This window comes from Alteromonas sp. 4NH20-0104 (assembly GCF_057547795.1).
On record NZ_BAAJLP010000004.1, the window covers coordinates 1 to 17,228 of the forward strand.

Annotated in this window: 17 protein-coding genes; 7 read left to right on the forward strand and 10 right to left on the reverse strand. The window is 47.4% G+C overall.

Annotated elements, in window-relative coordinates:
- Positions 1-2 precede the first annotated feature (2 nt).
- From AC27IB_RS03710 to AC27IB_RS03720, 3 genes are all read right to left on the reverse strand, one after another.
- On the reverse strand, positions 3-380 hold the full coding sequence (locus AC27IB_RS03710; protein ID WP_487119017.1) for a hypothetical protein: 378 nt from the start codon (positions 378-380) through the stop codon (positions 3-5).
- A 107-nt stretch (positions 381-487) separates the two neighbouring features.
- Positions 488-835, reverse strand: coding sequence for a DUF3024 domain-containing protein (locus AC27IB_RS03715; protein ID WP_487119019.1), 348 nt, complete (start codon positions 833-835; stop codon positions 488-490).
- Positions 836-2,013: 1,178 nt separating this feature from the next.
- Positions 2,014-2,292: a cytochrome b5-like heme/steroid binding domain-containing protein gene (locus tag AC27IB_RS03720; RefSeq protein WP_487119021.1), complete on the reverse strand. Its 279-nt coding sequence runs from the start codon at positions 2,290-2,292 to the stop codon at positions 2,014-2,016.
- A 722-nt stretch (positions 2,293-3,014) separates the two neighbouring features.
- Between AC27IB_RS03720 and AC27IB_RS03725 the strand changes: the two genes are divergently transcribed.
- Entirely contained in the window at positions 3,015-3,440 is a 426-nt protein-coding gene (locus AC27IB_RS03725) for a hypothetical protein (protein ID WP_487119023.1), read from the forward strand.
- 191 nt (positions 3,441-3,631) lie between these two features.
- On the opposite strand, the gene AC27IB_RS03730 is transcribed toward AC27IB_RS03725, so the two are convergent.
- Together AC27IB_RS03730 and AC27IB_RS03735 are read right to left on the reverse strand one after the other, a co-directional pair.
- On the reverse strand, positions 3,632-4,276 hold the full coding sequence (locus AC27IB_RS03730; protein ID WP_487119025.1) for a GGDEF domain-containing protein: 645 nt from the start codon (positions 4,274-4,276) through the stop codon (positions 3,632-3,634).
- Between the two features lie 59 nt (positions 4,277-4,335).
- Positions 4,336-4,875 (reverse strand): hypothetical protein, encoded by a 540-nt coding sequence (locus AC27IB_RS03735; RefSeq protein WP_487119027.1) that lies wholly within the window; start codon positions 4,873-4,875, stop codon positions 4,336-4,338.
- Positions 4,876-5,047: 172 nt separating this feature from the next.
- On the opposite strand from AC27IB_RS03735, the gene AC27IB_RS03740 reads away from it, so the two are divergent.
- The 6 genes from AC27IB_RS03740 to AC27IB_RS03765 all read left to right on the forward strand — a co-directional run bounded on the left by AC27IB_RS03740 (position 5,048) and on the right by AC27IB_RS03765 (position 12,462).
- Positions 5,048-5,350, forward strand: a complete 303-nt coding sequence (locus AC27IB_RS03740) for a hypothetical protein (RefSeq protein WP_487119029.1) — start codon at positions 5,048-5,050, stop codon at positions 5,348-5,350.
- Positions 5,351-5,606: 256 nt separating this feature from the next.
- The gene (locus tag AC27IB_RS03745; RefSeq protein ID WP_487119031.1) at positions 5,607-8,450 is read left to right on the forward strand and encodes a CHASE domain-containing protein; all 2,844 of its coding nucleotides are present in this window, start codon (positions 5,607-5,609) and stop codon (positions 8,448-8,450) included.
- Positions 8,451-8,532: 82 nt separating this feature from the next.
- Positions 8,533-9,771: a molybdopterin molybdotransferase MoeA gene (gene moeA / locus AC27IB_RS03750; protein ID WP_487119033.1), complete on the forward strand. Its 1,239-nt coding sequence runs from the start codon at positions 8,533-8,535 to the stop codon at positions 9,769-9,771.
- Positions 9,772-9,776: 5 nt separating this feature from the next.
- A complete protein-coding gene (locus tag AC27IB_RS03755) occupies positions 9,777-11,141 on the forward strand; it encodes an MATE family efflux transporter (protein ID WP_487119278.1) in 1,365 nt (454 codons plus the stop codon).
- 88 nt (positions 11,142-11,229) lie between these two features.
- Complete coding sequence (locus AC27IB_RS03760; protein WP_487119035.1) at positions 11,230-11,832, forward strand: methyltransferase family protein; 603 nt, start codon at positions 11,230-11,232, stop codon at positions 11,830-11,832.
- Positions 11,833-11,835: 3 nt separating this feature from the next.
- Entirely contained in the window at positions 11,836-12,462 is a 627-nt protein-coding gene (locus tag AC27IB_RS03765) for a MarC family protein (RefSeq protein WP_487119037.1), read from the forward strand.
- Here the strand turns inward: AC27IB_RS03765 and AC27IB_RS03770 are convergent.
- The 5 genes from AC27IB_RS03770 to AC27IB_RS03790 all read right to left on the reverse strand — a co-directional run bounded on the left by AC27IB_RS03770 (position 12,459) and on the right by AC27IB_RS03790 (position 17,165).
- Positions 12,459-13,232: a rhomboid family intramembrane serine protease gene (locus tag AC27IB_RS03770; RefSeq protein WP_487119039.1), complete on the reverse strand. Its 774-nt coding sequence runs from the start codon at positions 13,230-13,232 to the stop codon at positions 12,459-12,461. The genes AC27IB_RS03765 and AC27IB_RS03770 overlap by 4 nt on opposite strands.
- 30 nt (positions 13,233-13,262) lie before the next feature.
- Positions 13,263-13,844: a nucleotidyltransferase family protein gene (locus tag AC27IB_RS03775; RefSeq protein ID WP_487119041.1), complete on the reverse strand. Its 582-nt coding sequence runs from the start codon at positions 13,842-13,844 to the stop codon at positions 13,263-13,265.
- On the reverse strand, positions 13,841-15,082 hold the full coding sequence (locus tag AC27IB_RS03780; RefSeq protein ID WP_487119043.1) for an RDD family protein: 1,242 nt from the start codon (positions 15,080-15,082) through the stop codon (positions 13,841-13,843). The genes AC27IB_RS03775 and AC27IB_RS03780 overlap by 4 nt, the downstream gene beginning before the upstream one ends.
- 68 nt (positions 15,083-15,150) lie before the next feature.
- Positions 15,151-16,329 carry a vWA domain-containing protein gene (locus AC27IB_RS03785; RefSeq protein ID WP_487119045.1) on the reverse strand — a complete coding sequence of 393 codons (1,179 nt, stop codon included), beginning with the start codon at positions 16,327-16,329 and terminating at the stop codon, positions 15,151-15,153.
- Complete coding sequence (locus AC27IB_RS03790; protein ID WP_296048843.1) at positions 16,329-17,165, reverse strand: AAA family ATPase; 837 nt, start codon at positions 17,163-17,165, stop codon at positions 16,329-16,331. Before AC27IB_RS03790 ends, AC27IB_RS03785 begins: the two co-directional genes overlap by 1 nt.
- Positions 17,166-17,228: the final 63 nt, after the last annotated feature.

A 17,228-nucleotide genomic window follows, 5' to 3' on the forward strand; every position in this document is an offset into this window, starting at 1 on the left:
CGTCATTCCTGTCTAAGAACGTATTTGCCATTCCAATTTAATTCTGGCTGAGTATTGTCATCATAATTATTTATTAAAAGCTCGATAGTGACACTTTCACCGCCAAAGTTTATTTGACCCAGAAAACCATAATATCCTTTGGCGGTAATTATTTCAGAGCCTTTCACAGTGCCAGAAATGCGAGGTATGTCGAAACTTTGACTTGCTTCATGAGAACCTCTAAACAGAAGTGAAATAGGATCATGAGCCATATTGCCGCGCATCCCTGTCACAGTAAGGACATATCTATTTCCTACCGCTTTGTATGTAGCAATTTCATTGTTGTAATTCTTAGCGCAACCTGACAAAAGCAGAAAGATTATTATCGACAGAACTCGCATGACTCTCCTTGACGTATAACACCTAAATATGGGGCACAAACTGGCAGGCTATAATGGCGAAGCATAGCTCGCGTGTTTGTGTCCCCAACATTTGATTGTTATGTGACTTACCCGAAAAAACAAGCGTACTGATCCTGATCTACAACTGAAAAGAATTCTTCGATGCTTTTAACATGCAAGTTTGGTTCGTATCCATGCCATTTTAAATCTTGGCGCATCCAGAATATCTTCCATTTCCCCTGAGTGCGGATAAACGTGGTTTTGGCAATATCCAAATCTTGATACTCAGAAGGGTTATTCCAGACAGGTCGCGTTTCGTAGATATACACTGACTGGTTTTCTAAACGCCAGCTAAGATCTAATTGCTTTCTGATGTGCACAGGTGGTCTTCGCTTTTCTAAGAACGTGTTCCCAGCTCTCTCTACTTTCTTTATTTCGAATTCACTTAAAGCCATAGATCTATGATTTCTCTCCTGTCACATAACTTTTAAATATGGGGCACAAACAGGCAGGCTAAAATGGCGAAGCCGCCTGCCTGTTTGTGTCCCAGCCCGCTTGCGGGCGACATAATTTTTTTGTTAGGTGTATTGCACATGATAAATTCTTGGCTACGTAGTTAAAAACACTAACGCTGGAAAAATAAAAAAGAAGAATACACCGAAGAACAAGCACATATTCAACACCCTTGCACACTCACTGCAATATTTCTTCCTTCCTTCTCTGATCGCCCCCAAAAGCTGGGGATTAATAGCGAACAGTATCCCTAGAGGCCAAGTCATAACCTTCGAAAGGTATCGTAGCTCGGAATCCTCATAGTTCTTCTTACATCTTGAGCACTTCAGCGAACGGGCACCTAACGCCCGCATAACGGGCAAATATACGTAGGCTAAAATACCGAGCAACGCGAGGAGAGCCTACGTGTATTTGACCCTAGCGAGCGAAGCGAGTGTTAATGCGATTGTTATGTGCTTGCCATGACGCTGGCTAACGTAGAAATTGCAAAATATACACAAACGCACAACACGGCATACTTTTGAACTTGAATTAGAAACCAGACTTTTTGAAACTGTTTTGGTTCTATACATGCCCTTACGTCTTCTTTAATCCACATGTTATGAAGTCCTAAGTTCCTTTTGAGGTATTTTTTAGAAAATGCAAAGAGAAACAAACCAATAACTGCAGATGAGGCCACCATTGTTATGATTGATGCATAACCAAAATATTCCAACAAATCCCTCTCCAGCTAAATGGGCACATAACGCCCTAATTTGGCGGCGCAAACGCGTGGGCTATAATGCGAAGCAGCCCGCGCGTTTGTGTCCCCAACATTTGATTGTTAGTTGCCATTACTTGATATCTCCTTTTTGCGGGTTCCAGATGTTCCAAACCAAACTAATACCGCGAAAATAACAAACCGCTTAATAATATTGATATAGAAGCTTCGAGGCTCTGACTCTAAGGAATATACAATACCTCTACGGGTAATGAAGCCATCGTTTATGTCTGCCAGGACTTGATAAAATACGTAAGCAGCCGCTATACAAAGTAAAATTTTTAAAGGCCAATAGATCGACTTAGGCAATTCTACTTTTACTAAACTCAAATTTATTCCTTTGAACAATTGGTTACCATTCTATGGAATTCCTATTTCCCATAATTGTTCTTGGCTCAACAGCAAGGCTTCTTGATTAGCGGAAAATCTAATACCGATACAATAGCTGTTTGTTATTAGAACACCTTTCTTTTTTAACTCAAAAACCACAATGGCGTCTTTACCATGAAAGTCTTTCCAAGAATTTAAGCGATAAACAGTCCCTTCAATAGTGCACTCTTTGTTGTTGAAGAGAAGCTCTTCACTTTCAGTGCTTAAATACCTTGAACGAAGCTTTTCTAAAAAAGAGAACTGATTCACGAATTTCCTTTTGGGAACTAACGCCTAGCACACGGGCAATAGCGAAGGGCCACTTTTTTGCGCTCTTTGCAAAAAAGGGGAACTGCGCGTTATTGTCCCGTGCTGCGCTTTGTTAGCCCCAACACTGAACGTTCGCAGCTTTGCTGCCCTGTACCAAGATGTTTGCATTACTTAATTGCCCTTCCCTGATTTGCTCTTACCTTAAACAACCACCAGAAAAACAACAACTGATTTTTGCGTTAGCCATTTGCCGAAACTGATAAAGCTACGTTACCAATGAACCTTAGAATTGCGCTAGACGATTGCAGATAAAAGCACGGGCCGCTTACAACGAAATACTGCACGCGCCGCGCAAACCACGGGAAGAAATTACTATGGTTGGTTGATAGCCCTGGGCACAAAAATAACCATTGGCGGCGGGGCGCAAAAACGAGTGATGACACCGGCGTAAACTTACCCCGATCATTTATTTTTGAATGGATTAACGAATGGGGGCTAACTTGTAAATAAGGGGCGCAGGCACGTAGGGCATAATGGCGAAGCCGCCCTGCGTGTATGCGTCCCAGCGAACGAAGTGAGTGACTTGATTTTTTTGTTAGCTGCCATTAGCTCGATAATACCTTGAAAAAGCCTCTTTTCCTCGTTGGTGCTTGAATAGTAGGAAGTAGGCAAAAACAGTGACAATAAGGTAGCCAAATACTAGCCAACCTACAAAAATACTATTGTCAGATATGAACAATACTCTTGAGACAATTAAAGTTACTAACAAACTTGAGCATGATATGAGGACGTTTCTTAGCCATTTTTCAGACTTTATAAACAATATAAATGATGATTGGGTTTTAAAGAAAAATAATGAGCTCAGAGCCAATACAGCTAAAATCTCAAGCCTGCCGGTAAGCGAAAAAATGACTGCACAAAAAGGTAAAAATAAAAGTTGGGTCAGTTTTTTATCGAAAGCATTCCGCGCCTTATCCATCCGGATTTTATCAGGGTTTAAATGCTGTTCTATCTCTTTAACACTAGCGCCAGCTGCGCAACCGCATTTACTGCAAACTGAGGTGCCGCTTTCGTTCGAGCTATCACAAGCTGTGCATCTCCATTTATATTCGACCAAGCATGAATTCCTTTTGGCAGCTAACTATTAAATAGATTACAAAATGGTGTAAACAAATACACCACTTTGGTGTTTACACAGATGTCTCAAAATACTCCTGATTGCCCGTAAATCAAGTAATAGCATGATAATATTGAGTGGGATGATTAATTTCAACCGCAGAAATACACCACTTTGGTAAATTATTAAAACCTGAACGAGTTACCTTTCGCCAGGGTGTAATTAGCTCATCACCGATTGATTTTTCCCCAGGCTTTTAGCTTTATATAAATTGCTATCGGCAATTTTAAATGCACTACTTAATATACCTTTTCGGGATGTCACGTCTGATACATTGAGTGAGTCAAGTACGCTCGCTACGCCAACGCTTATGGTAACGCTGAGTGGTTCTTCTACTCCGGGGATCTGGTATGCTTCGGCGCTGATGTCAGCCACCAGTCGTCTGGATAACTCTTCTGCTGATTGTTTATTCTGAAGTGCTGCGTAAATCACAAATTCCTCACCGCCAAAACGGGCAATCATGTCCTGCTCTCGAAGAGCGTCCTTCAAACGGGTAGCCACATTTTGTAAAATCAAATCGCCCGAGTGATGGCCATAGCGATCATTTATACGCTTAAAATCGTCAATATCCACAATCAGAATGTAGCCCTGTAATTGCTTTTTATCGCTGATACGCCGCTCAAAACCACGTCGGTTCAACACCTGAGTTAAAAAGTCAACCTGAGCCTCCTGCACCTGGCTTTCGAGTATTGCCCGGTGACGCTTTCCCTTAATGATTGAAAGCATGTACAAGCCGCCAAAGAACACCAGGTTAATAAACAATACCATCGCCAACATCGTGGCGTGGGTGGCAATCGGTCGCCACACGGAATCCGCATAACTAAATGCTGGAACTAAGCTTAAAGGAAATAGCGCTAACCGCCGGATCATGCTGCCTTCCTGCGCAAACAAAGGTAAGTATCAAAAATTAACGCCAGCAATGAAAAATAGAGTACCGAAAGTGCCCCTACGGCTATCACCGGTCCTGTTAGCTTATCCGGAATAGAAAACAGCAAAATGCATTTGGCTAATAATAAGTGTGCCCAGCCAGCGCAGATAAACAACATAAATACCTGTCTGCGTGTTAGCGCCTCTATATTTTTATGATAAGTGTACAGACCGGCGCTAAAAATCAGCAAAGATAAAGCGCTGTATTCGCCCAGGAACATGGCCAGATTCCCGGCTTCATCGGTAAGACTGATTCGCCAGAAATCAGGTAGGGCTATTAGGTTAATCACATCCAACTGGGTAAGCATTCTTACCAGTTCATCGTAATTGACAGTGACAACGTTATTTTCATCTGCCAGCGACAGAAAACGCACAAAAGCAATGATAATAAAAACCGAAAAACCTGCCCAAAGCCTGAGCATGAATCGATAGAGTCGAGGATGAAGAGATAAAGACAACAACTTTAGTTTGTTCAACAAACCCGCCTTCCTGGCATCAAGTTACTTTCACTACAACTAAAGTACTATTTATTATTGGAATGTCAATCTCCTGGCAGGGCTATTTAACGTCCCCACTTTGCCCACTCACTAAACCTGTAAGCATGGGCACTGATATGCTATATGATATTAAGGCGTTAAAAAGGAGAACATTATGACCACATTCACGTTACCAGGCCGAAACCGTCAACTTTCTATAAAACACGTTGCTATGGCCACACTGGCTATATTACTGCTTCCGTTGACTGCGGGGATGCTAACCTCAGAGGTGAACTGGTCGGTGATGGATTTCATAGTGATGGGCAGCCTGATATTTATCACCGGTAGTGCTTTACTGATTACCGTAAAACACGCACAACGCCCTGCCCGTTTGGTTTTATGCTGTCTTACCTTAGTCATCTTTCTGTTTGTTTGGGTTGAACTGGCGGTTGGTATTTTTTTCAACCTGGGCAGTTAATGAACTAAATTAACCAAAAAGCCTTAATGATTAAACTTATTACCGTGTTGGCTTTTTGCCGGTGGTTTTGACGGTCATTGGCAGTCGCGCTGCTTGTAATGTGCTTTGCATTGGCTTTTCGCAAGTCCGTCCGAATTACTTGTTTCCGCGAAATAAATTTCATCTTCAATAGCGAACCGACTCTTATCTGTTAAACTTTACAGCATGCACTTACCTGTTATCTTTGCTAATTAGCCACCTTTAGCCATCGAGGCCTATGCAAAACACCATCAGATCATCCCGGCAACGCTGGCTCACCGCAGAAGTCGTACTTATTACCGCTGTCGGGTATTTCCTGCTTGGTTATGTTGGTCAGCTAATGGCGGTTCCTCCGGGCTTTGCCACTATTATATGGCCTGCGGCAGGTCTCGCCTTAGCGGCGGTTTTAGCGTTTGGTCAACGGGCATTGCCTGGGGTTTTTATCGGTTCGTTTTGTATCAGTATTTACATTCGAACCAGCACCGGATTAGATATCTCTAAATGGTTAAATCCGGCCATTCTGGCGTTTTACGCTACGTTACAGGCTCAGGCTGGTTATTTACTGGTCAGGCGCTTTGTTGGTTTGCCTATGACTTACCGCAAACCTGCGGTGATATTTCGCTTTCTGTTCGTCGCGGCAGTTTGTAGCACTCTCGTCGGTTGTACATTAAGCGTCTTTTTGCTTCTACATCAGGGCATTATCAGTGAAGGCGATCTGTTATCCACCTGGTTAAGCTGGTGGACCGGCGATGCAATCGGTATTATTTTCACCCTGCCCTGGTTATTGTCGCTGTTTCCACGTCTGGCGGTTTCCCCTTTCCCAAGAGGTCGCTTTATTTTGGCATCGCTGGCTGGCTTTTCGCTGTCGGCGGCGGTGTTATGTACACTGGCTTTAAACGAAGAACGCAGTAAGCAGGCAGCAGAATTTAATAATAACGCCAGTATACTGGCCCGTAATCTAGAGGCCAGTGTTAGCAATGCCACCAATATTTTACACTCTGTTGCCGGCCTCGTTCGGGCCGAGCCCAACCTAACGCCAACCCAATTTAACCAGTTCACAAGCAATATCCTGGCAGAGAATCCGGTTTTACAGGGATTGTCCTGGAATATTCGGGTTAGCGAAAACAATGTAGAGGCGCTTCAGGCACTGCTTAAACGTGGCTATGCGAAAGAAAATGTTAATTTTACTATCACCGAGCGCGACAGTGAAAACAACCTTATTCCCTTTCGCAAGCGCCCTCTCCATGTCGTTGTAGCATTTATTGAACCCTTTGCCGACAACCGAAAAGCCCTTGGCTACGACGTTTTTTCTCAGGCCTCTCGTCAGGAAGCGTTAAAAACCGCCTGGCAAACCGAACAAATTTACCCTACCACGCCCATTAAGCTGGTTCAGGAAAACAGCCAGCAAGCCGGTGTTTTGTTATTCCTGCCGGTTAAATCCACCACCGGCAATCCGTTTCAAAACGGCTATGCCACGGGCGTTATACGGGCTCAGGATCTTGCTTCGCTGGCCTTTAAGAAATCCAGTAACAACCATGCCATTTTGTTAATGGATCCTATGGTTAATGATGACTCGGGCGTGTTATTCAGCCACAACCTCAGCCCTTCTCAAGTGCAGAGGCTAACCATGGCTAACCAGAATGGCCAGTCACTTAGCAACCAATTTCCCTTACTAAACCGGTACGAAATATCGCTGGGCGCGAGAAGCTGGGTACTTTTTGTGGCGAATGAAAATACTTTTATTTACCAGCCCTGGGGCGTGCACCTGTTACTGGCCAGTGCAACCTTATTTGCCGGTCTGCTTGGCTGGTTTATGGTCATTGTGGCCGGTTATACCGATGAAATTGAATTTGCGGTGGATAAGCGAACCAAAGAACTCTCGCTTTCCAACCAACGATTGGTGCTTTCTGAACAAAGACAAAATGAAGCCATGCAACAGGCCGAAAAGTCTAATCAGGCAAAGAGTGAGTTTCTGGCCAACATGAGTCATGAAATCAGAACCCCCATGAATGCTATTTTAGGTCTTAGCCGGTTAGGCCTGAAAGATCAGGCATCAGAACGGGCAACAGACAGGTTTACCAAAATCCATCAGGCTGGCGAACTGCTCCTGAGTATCCTTAACGACATCCTCGATTTCTCTAAAATCGAAGCGAACAAGATGAACCTCGAATCGGCAACGTTCTCGCTGCGTGAAGTAATAGGTCAACTCGACGACTTATTCCGTGGCCAGGCTGAAACCAAAGGGCTCACGCTCTCCTGCCGGTTTGGTAAAATATCACACGCGTATTTTGTTGGTGACTCACTGCGCATTAAGCAGGTTCTGGCCAATTTGTTAAGCAATGCCATTAAATTTACCCATGAAGGCGGCGTCACCCTGATGGTGGAGCAGCTAACCGATAGCCGTGGCAACACCACACTGTGCTGGCATGTCACTGACACCGGGATCGGCATGAGCCCGGAGTTACAGGCTGTATTGTTTGAAGCCTTTACTCAGGCCGATTCCTCAACCAGCCGGGTTTATGGCGGCTCCGGCTTAGGAATGACCATCAGTCACCGTCTGGCCACGGCCATGGGCGGCGAATTAGATGTCTCCAGTGAGTTGGGCCAGGGGTCAGAGTTTACGTTTACTGTGCCGGTGAGCACAGCCTCAACAGAGCAACGTGCACAGTATGAAAATCAAAGTACCAGCAACGAAAAAGTGGAATTGCCAGGGCCTGCCAACATTCTGGTGGTGGAAGACAATTTAATCAATCAGGAAGTCATTAAAGAACAACTCACCGGTCTGGGTATGAACATTACGCTGGCGAATAATGGTCAGGAAGCCGTTGAGACAGTGCAACAAAACAACTTTGATATTGTCTTAATGGACGTGCAAATGCCGGTGATGGATGGTTACACGGCCACCCGTGAAATCCGCCAACTGGGTATCCCGGTACCAATCATCGCGCTCACTGCGGCAGCCATGTTTGAAGATAAGCAAAAAGCCCTCGCCTCCGGAATGAATGATCACTTAAGTAAACCTTTCAAAGAAGCAGAAATACTGGCCATGATCACCAAATGGTATAACCAGTCCGCAAACTGAGTAAACCGCGGGATAGCAGGCATATAAATATCGTCAGTGATAGTGCTATACTCCGCAGCAAATTTTGTTGAGTCAGTGCCTTATGTCTAATTCTCCCTGGTTATCTTTATCCGATGCAATAGCTACCATGCAAAGCCAAACGCAACCGGTAAGCGGTAGCGAAAAAGCAGAGATAAAAGCGGCCGTTGGCCGGGTGCTGGCTCAGCCGGTCATCGCCTCATTAAACGTGCCTCCCTGCAATAATTCAGCAATGGACGGCTATGCCCTCAAAAGCAGTGATGGCCAGGCCGGTAATACTCTGCAGGTTGTCGGCTCAGTTTTTGCCGGCGACAGCGAACAACCGGCCGTATTAGCCGGTCAGTGTGTGCGCATTATGACCGGCGCCCCCATTCCCACCGATTGTGATGCCGTGATCATCCAGGAAAATGTTAGCCGTGAAGACAATAAAATTACGCTGCAAACCAACACGGCGCCGCAGGCTAATATTCGTTTAACCGGAAGCGATATTACCCAGGGCGATCAGCTGTTCACCGCCGGCCACCGCTTAACAGCTACCGATACCATGCTATTAAGCTCTTTGGGGCTTGCCACCGTAGATGTTTATCGCAAACTTACCATTGGCTTATTAGCCACTGGCGATGAATTAGTCGAAGCCGGTAACCCATTGGCCGTGGGGCAGATTTATGAGTCGAATCGCACCGGCGTAACGGCCCTTCTGCAAAATTGGCAGGTACACATCAAAAACCTCGGCATTGTGGCAGATAAACCAGAAACGCTTAAGCAGGTACTGCAAACAGCCCAACAAGATTGTGACGTAATCATCTCCAGCGGCGGTGTGTCGGTGGGTGATGCCGACTTTGTGAAACCGGTACTCGACGAACTGGGGGAAATTGGCTTCTGGAAAGTAGCAATTAAACCTGGCAAACCCTTTGCGTTCGGACGCCTGGGGAACGCGGTCTTTTGCGGGCTGCCGGGCAACCCGGTCTCGGCCTGCGTCACCACCGAACAGCTGGTAGTGCCAGTAATTCGTCATTTGCAGGGAGAAACTGGCCTGGCTAACGGCCATCGCCTAACCCTCAAAGCGCAACTTACCGGCGATATCAGGCGTCGCGCCGGACGGCTGGACTTTCAGCGCGCTGTTTTCAGCCAGAATGAAGCCGGCACACTCATGGTTACACCACTGGCAAAACAAAGTTCAGGGGTCATGACCAGTTTCAGTCAGGCAAACTGCTACATGCTGATCCCGGCCGAAGCTGATGAGCTGAAATCCGGCGACTGGGTAGATATTCAACCGTTTTCCATTGCGGGTAAACTGAACTAATGATGGTGATATCACCTCGCACCGCGCTGGAAAGCCGGCGCCTGATTAAGCTGGCCTGGCCGTTACTCATTGCACAAATTACGCAAATGCTGATGGGCGTTAGCGATACGATTATCGCCGGCCGCTACAGTGCCGTAGATATGGCGGCGGTTGCGCTGGGTTTCAGTATCTCTATTCCTATCATGAGCTTTATTCAGGGCATTGCACTGGCTATCCCGCCCCTGATTGCACGGTTACAAGGGGCTAAAAGTCATGATGACGTGGCGAATGCCACCCAACAAGCCGGTTATTTATTGCTGCTGGTAAGTATTGTGCCTTTTTGCGGCGCGTTTTACGCCGGTCCCATCGTCAGTTTGTTTCCCATGGAAGCTAACCTGGCCAGCATTACAGCTGAATACGTATATTATGTGTTTCTCGCGTTTCCGGCCTTCGCACTTTACCAGTGGTCACGTAACTATTGTGAAGCCTTAGGCCACACCAAACCCAGTATGATCATCACCGTCATTGGCCTGGTGGTAAATATTGCCGGTAATTTCCTGTTTGTTTATGGTGGGTTCGGTATCGAAGCTATGGGCGGAGCCGGATGTGGTGTGGCTACCGCACTGGTGTTTGTCGCCATGGCTATAGCAACGTTGGTTTATATCAGTCTCGCACCCCGGCTACGCCGTTACCACTTATTCCTGCTCTGGCATAAGCCTCACCGCCGCACTATTTTGCAGACCTTTCGGTTAGGCCTCCCCATTGCTATGACGGTATTGTTTGAAGTCACCCTGTTTGCAGTGATAGCCCTGTTACTGGCGCCATTCGGCGCGAATATCGTGGCGGCTCACCAAATAGCCTTAAACTTCTCGGCGCTCATGTTTATGTTCCCACTGAGCATGGGCATGGCCATTTCCATTCGGGTCAGTTACCGATTGGGTCAACACCGCGTTCGCCAGGCTCGCGTAGCGGTTAAGAGCGCCATTATTATCGGGCTGAGCGTTGCCTGCTTAACCGCCTCGTTCACGTTGCTGGCCAAAGGGCTTATCATCAGCCTTTACACCAGTAACGAGGCAGTGTTTGCTATTTCCTCCCAGTTGTTGATTTATGCCGCGCTGTTTCAGTTTTCAGACGCTATTCAGGTTATTTCTGCCAACGCTCTGCGGGGTTATAAAGACACCACCGCTATGTTCTACATAACGTTTTGTGCTTACTGGCTGATTGGACTGCCCATTGGTGTTATTTTAGGTCGTACCGACTGGCTTAGCAGCGCCCCCCTGGCGGCCGATGGCTTCTGGATAGGTATTATTGCCGGATTGACCAGCGCCGCTATTATGCTCGGGTACCGACTGTACATTGTGCAAAAAAGACTCGAATCCGCCCCGGCTTGAGTTGAAACGGGGCGTCATTAGGCTAACCGGAATTGCACGCCTGATATTAATCAGTAATCATAAATGTAGATTCACATGGGAGTGGTGTATGGAAGATCTTTTCCTGCTGCGTTATTTTCTGGCAGGCTTTTTTACGTTTGTAGCGGTATTTTATACCGGCTTAATTGTGTATAAAAAGCGTACAAGCCAACCCATTGTTACCATGGGGCCTGCCTTTAGCTGCCACTGGTGGAATCACCTCGCATTCCGGTTGTTTCGCGCCGCTATCTGGCTAGTATCCGTGCTGATTGCCCTTCACCCGCCCGTATATGACTATTTACTGCCCCTTGAAGGGTTACGGATAGTATCTCTGCAATGGACCGGTGCCGCTTTATTGCTCATCGGTTTTAGTATTGCAGTGGGAGCGAACTTTTCACTGGGTAAGCAATGGCGCAGTGGCATTCTTGACTATGAAACACACGCTCTGGTGGAACAGGGATTATATCGGATCAGCCGCAACCCGGGTTATATCGGTGTGGCTATCGCCCAGGTTGGCTTTTTGCTGGCTTTACCCAGTCTTTTCAGTTTAATTTGCCTGCTGGTTGGGCTGGCAGCACTGCATAAACAAACGCAATTAGAGGAAGTTTTTTTAAATGCCCGTTACAAAGAGCGTTATCTGGCCTATCAAAACCTGGTGCCACGCTGGTTATAGCCTGTGATTGATTTTATCCCCGTCCTTATTTACTTTTTCGCGGTGATCGACCCCATAGGCACGCTGCCGGTGTTTATCGCCGCCACCAAGCAACATACGCCCGTACAGCGCCGCCTTATTGCCCTGATGGCGTTTGTCACTTCCAGCGTGATCCTGCTGTTTTTTATCGTCGCCGGCGAAATTATTTTAACTGCCATGCATATTCCTTTAGCGGCTTTTCAGGTAGCCGGTGGCATTGTGCTGTTTATTTTTGCACTCACCATGATATTTGGTGAGAGTAAGCCTGAGCAGGAAATTAAAATGGCTGCCACCATCCGGGAAACCGCCGTTTTTCCCATTGCCGTGCCGTCTATTGCCAGTCCTGGCGCTATGCTGGCGGCGGTGCTACTAACCAAAAATAATGTTTACACTTTGTGGGAACAAACCCAGACAGCCGCCATGATGATGATAGTTCTGGTTATCACCCTGCTACTGATGCTGGCTTCTTCGGTGATCATGCGGATTATCGGCAGTGCTGGTGCCAGCATCATCAGCCGCGTGATGGGATTTATTCTGGCCTCGCTGGCCACCACCAATATACTGGCCGGTATTAGTGATTACTTTGGGCTTAGTGTAGCAGCGTTGAGCTAATGATACCGGTGATGGCCGTGGCGATCGATATCCTGATGGCTATCGTAATGCCCTGAGTGATTTGCTGATTGGTGCCCAGAATGAGGCTGAGCGGCAGGGTCTGCCTGCCCTTCAGGATAAGGGGCCCTGCGCCACAAATCGCCTATTACAGGATCTTCCCGCTCGGGCTCGTCATCTTGCCAGGCATAGTGTTTTTCAGCCAGTTTTGGATCCTGCCGCCAAAAGAGTAAAGCTGCTACCACGCCGCCTGCTGCCCCAAAGAAGTGGGCTTCGTAAGAAATCCCCGGATCGCGGGGAAAAATCGACATGATCATACCGCCGTACATAAAAAACGCTATCATCATCAGCGCAACCGAGCGCTTATCTTTACGCAGCAAGCTCACGGTAAACAAAAAGAAAAACAACCCGTGACTCACGCCACTCGCCCCTAAATGCACTGACTCGCGGCCAAACAACCACACTCCCAGGCCCGAACCTAACCAGGCAAATAGCAGCACTTTTAGTCTTGAGTTTGGATAGCCGTATCGCAACATGGCACCCAGTACAATTAATGGCAATGTATTATTAAACAGATGCTCGTAGGAACCGTGCACCAGCGCAGAAGACACCACACCGTACAACCGGCTCCAGTCCTGGGGGATCACGCCAAGCACGTTTAAGGGAAGATCAAACAGCACGCCGGCAGACTGAATAACCCAGAGCAACGCAACGGCTATCACCACTGGCAGGATGGCAGCACTTAAAGCATAGTTTGATTTTGTTTTGTTCATTCTCCAAATATAGGGCTGAGTTCAGATAAATCAATCCAGCTTATGCCAGTCCGCCGGACAATCAATATCGGTCAGTGAGTCGGTGTATACCGTTTGGATCGTATCTGGCGCGGTTAATGCCAGTTTTCTGAGGTATTTGCCTGCACCGCTATCGCCTTGTAGTTGGTCTAGTACAGTCAGTGTTTGGGGGGGAAATATAACTGGCGGGCCAATGATCCCCTGACAGTTTGTAGCAGTGATAACCGGGTTGCTGGCATAGTCTGTTATGAGTGAGTTGATTAATGTTGCACTGATCCCGGCCTGATCGCCAAGCCCAATCATTAGTCCATCGTAACCTGTTAAATCAAGCGCTACTGCCGCTCGCACACTCGCTGCCATTCCCTCCTGCCAGTCGTCTACATAGTGATGGGTAACGCCGGTGGGCAGCGTTTTAATGATAGCGTTGTGCCAATAGCCGGTAAGCACTACGATGTCTGTAATGCCCGCTTTTTTATATTCACTGATGACATGGTGTAGCAGCGGTTGCTGACTGGCCGGGTGCACTGCGAGTAACTTGTTGCCGCCATAACGGCGGGCACAGCCCGCAGCTAACAGTGCCAGTCGCAGGGTCATGCTTGCTCCGGATTGGCTGGCTCCGGCGCGTGATGTTCACTGATCAACTGAGGAATAGGCACGGCACCAGGCGGACGGTACAACACCAGTGTTTCAGCAATTTTATCCTGAATGGTCTGCCGGTTAGGATCCCAGAATATCTGTAAAAAGCCCAGCAAACCGGTGGCGATGCCGGCGGTATAACCACCATAGCGGCCAAAACTTTCAAATAAATTCAGCGGGCTGCCATCAAGCTTTACAACTTTGATGCGCATAATACGCTTGCCAATGGTGTGGCCGCGCCACCAGGCTGTCAGTACGCTGTAATACAGTGCTGCCCAGCCAAAACCCAGGCCAAGATCCTTAATGATTCCGTCCACCCAGCTGATCAAACTGTTGGTTTTCTCCGTGTCATTGTCTTTACCCAGGCCTATTTTAAGCTCTGGCTCAGGCTGTTTTGGCGGCGTTGGCAACAACTCTGCCGGCGTTGGCAACAACTCTGCCGGCGCCGGTTTTGCGGGTTCTATCACCCCCATAGAACCGGCGCGCAGCCCTTCCCGAATGGCCGCCTGCACCTCTTCGTTTGCCGCTTCGCTGCCTGCATTGGAAGCCTTGCTCTGAGTAAACTCGGCCACAAACAGCTCGCGTAATTCGCTTTGTTGCGCTTCGGTCAGATCCTTATCGGCTGTAAACTCATCAAACGCGGCGGTAGCCTCTTGCTCGGTATCACTCGTGGTGCCGTAAGCCTCACCAAAGCCTGCGGCAAATTCGCTGTAACAGCTAAACTCGCCCTCACAGCTTTGCCAGGCATATTTTTGTGCCACTCTGAGGCCGGTAGACACCAGTGCCGAGTCGCGGGAGAGCTCTTTTATTGGAGGTGTTGCGTTATAAGATTCAACCAGTACAAAGGTTACAAAAAACAATAAACAGGCGGCGCTCAGGCGCAGCATCTTGCGCGCAAAACTGCGTTTTTTCTCGCCTTCTGCCAAATGCTTTCCGGCCCGAAAAAAAGTAATCGCCACAAAAAAGGCCAGTACCAGCGCATGAGCCGTACTCAACAACACCACAATGGAGGCATCAATACACTGAGCAATCAACCGCCGCATGGGTGATGCTAAGGGCTGGCCAAGCAGTTCATCAGCCACCCCAAAAGCATAGGGCGTCACAATTTCGCGGGTTTCTTTAGAGCTCAGAGGCTCTGGAGATGGTGTTTGCTGAGTGTGGTTATCAGGTAATTGCTCAGATGCTTCGACTGTCATGTCACGATTTCCCTGTCATTTTTATTCTCTTTATACTCTTAATGCCTCGTTGGGCAAAATTGAAATTGTTACTTTTTTTGTAATGCTGAAATACCGTCAGATAAGCCCTGAAGGGTTAACGGGAACATCTTGTCTGCCATTAATTCTTTTATCAGAGCAGCAGACTGATAATATCCCCAGTATTGCTGCGGCTGCGGGTTGAGCCAGATGCAATGGCTAAAATGGCTGGTAATTCGATTCATCCAGGTCGCGCCAGGCTCTTCATTCCAGTGCTCCACACTGCCACCGGGATAGGCTATTTCATATGGCCCCATGGTGGCATCGCCAACAAAGATCACCTTACAATCCGGCCCATATTTGTGAATAACATCCCATACATCCATACGCTCGTTATCCCGCCGGGCATTATCTTTCCACACCGATTCGTACACACAATTGTGAAAATAATAGTAATCCAGATACTTAAACTCGGCGTGAACGGCTGAGAACAATTCCTCTACGCCTTTGATATAGCTATCCATCGAACCGCCAATATCAAAGAACATTAACACCTTCACCGCATTATGCCGTTCAGGACGCATATGAATATCGAGCAGGCCACCCTGTCTGGCCGTATTGGAAATGGTGGAAGCGATGTCTAATTCTTCACTGGCCGCCCCGCGGGCGAACTGGCGTAACTTACGCAAGGCCATTTTAAGGTTACGCGTACCCAGCTCTGCATTGCCATCCAGATTCTTAAATTCCCTTTTATCCCAAACCTTTACAGCAGAAAAGCGGCGATTTCCGTCCTGCCCGATGCGCACGCCTTCTGGATTGTCGCCATACGCACCAAACGGGCTCGTTCCACCGGTACCTACCCACTTATTGCCGCCTGCATGACGCTTTTTTTGCTCATCCAGTCGCTCCCGGAGCTTTTTCATCAGCTCTTCCAAACCGCCTTCCTGACGCAGCTTTTCCCGTTCTTCGGCAGACAAACGCTTTTCAAATTCTTTGCGTAACCACTCTTCATCAATGCTGTCACCAAACAAATCGATGGCATCGACCCCTTCAAAATAGTTAGCAAAAGCACGGTCGTACTTATCGAACTGTGATTCATCTTTTACCAGCGTAATCCGCGCCAGATGATAAAACGCAGCCACATCGGCAAAAATAACCTGCTGTTCGAGGGCGCGAATAAGATCCAGCAGTTCCCGCAGGCTGGTTTTTACGCCGAAGCGTCTGAGCGTGAAGAAAAAATCAACCAGCATTAGCGACGTGCCATAAAGACCAGTTTCTCAAACAGGTGAATGTCCTGTTCGTTCTTAAGCAATGCACCGTACAAAGGCGGAATACTGGTTTTGCCTTCTTTATCCTGCAGGGCTTCAGGCGGTATATCTTCTGCCACCAGTAATTTCAGCCAGTCAATCAGCTCGGAGGTCGACGGTTTTTTCTTCAGCCCGGGAATATCCCGTAATTTAAAGAATGAGGTTAATGCCTCTTCCAGTAAGCGTGATTTAATTTTAGGAAAATGAACGTCGACGATTTGGCGCATTTCATCCGGCGTGGGAAATTTGATGTAATGAAAGAAACAGCGCCGCAAAAACGCGTCGGGTAATTCTTTTTCGTTATTGGAGGTAATCACTACAATGGGACGGATATCCGCTTTAATGCGCTGCTGAGTTTCATAAACGTAAAATTCCATCTTATCCAGTTCGAGCAGCAAATCGTTGGGAAACTCAATGTCAGCTTTGTCAATTTCATCTATCAGCAGTACCGGGCGCTTGTCAGCAACAAAAGCTTCCCACAATTTGCCTTTCACAATGTAATTGCCGATATCATGTACCCGATCGTCGCCTAACTGCGAATCCCGCAGTCGCGATACCGCATCATATTCGTACAGCCCCTGCTGCGCTTTGGTAGTAGATTTAATATGCCACTGAATTAAATCCGTGTTTAAGCTGGCAGCCAGCTCTTCAGCCAGCAACGTTTTACCGGTACCCGGCTCGCCTTTGATTAACAGGGGTCGTTCGAGGGTAATCGCTGCATTCACTGCCAGTTGCAGGTCATCGCTGGCGATATAACTGTCGGTGCCTTGAAATGCCATTGGGATCCTTTATTCACTTAACCATTAAAATAACCATATCATATAGCAAAAATCACTTTGCAT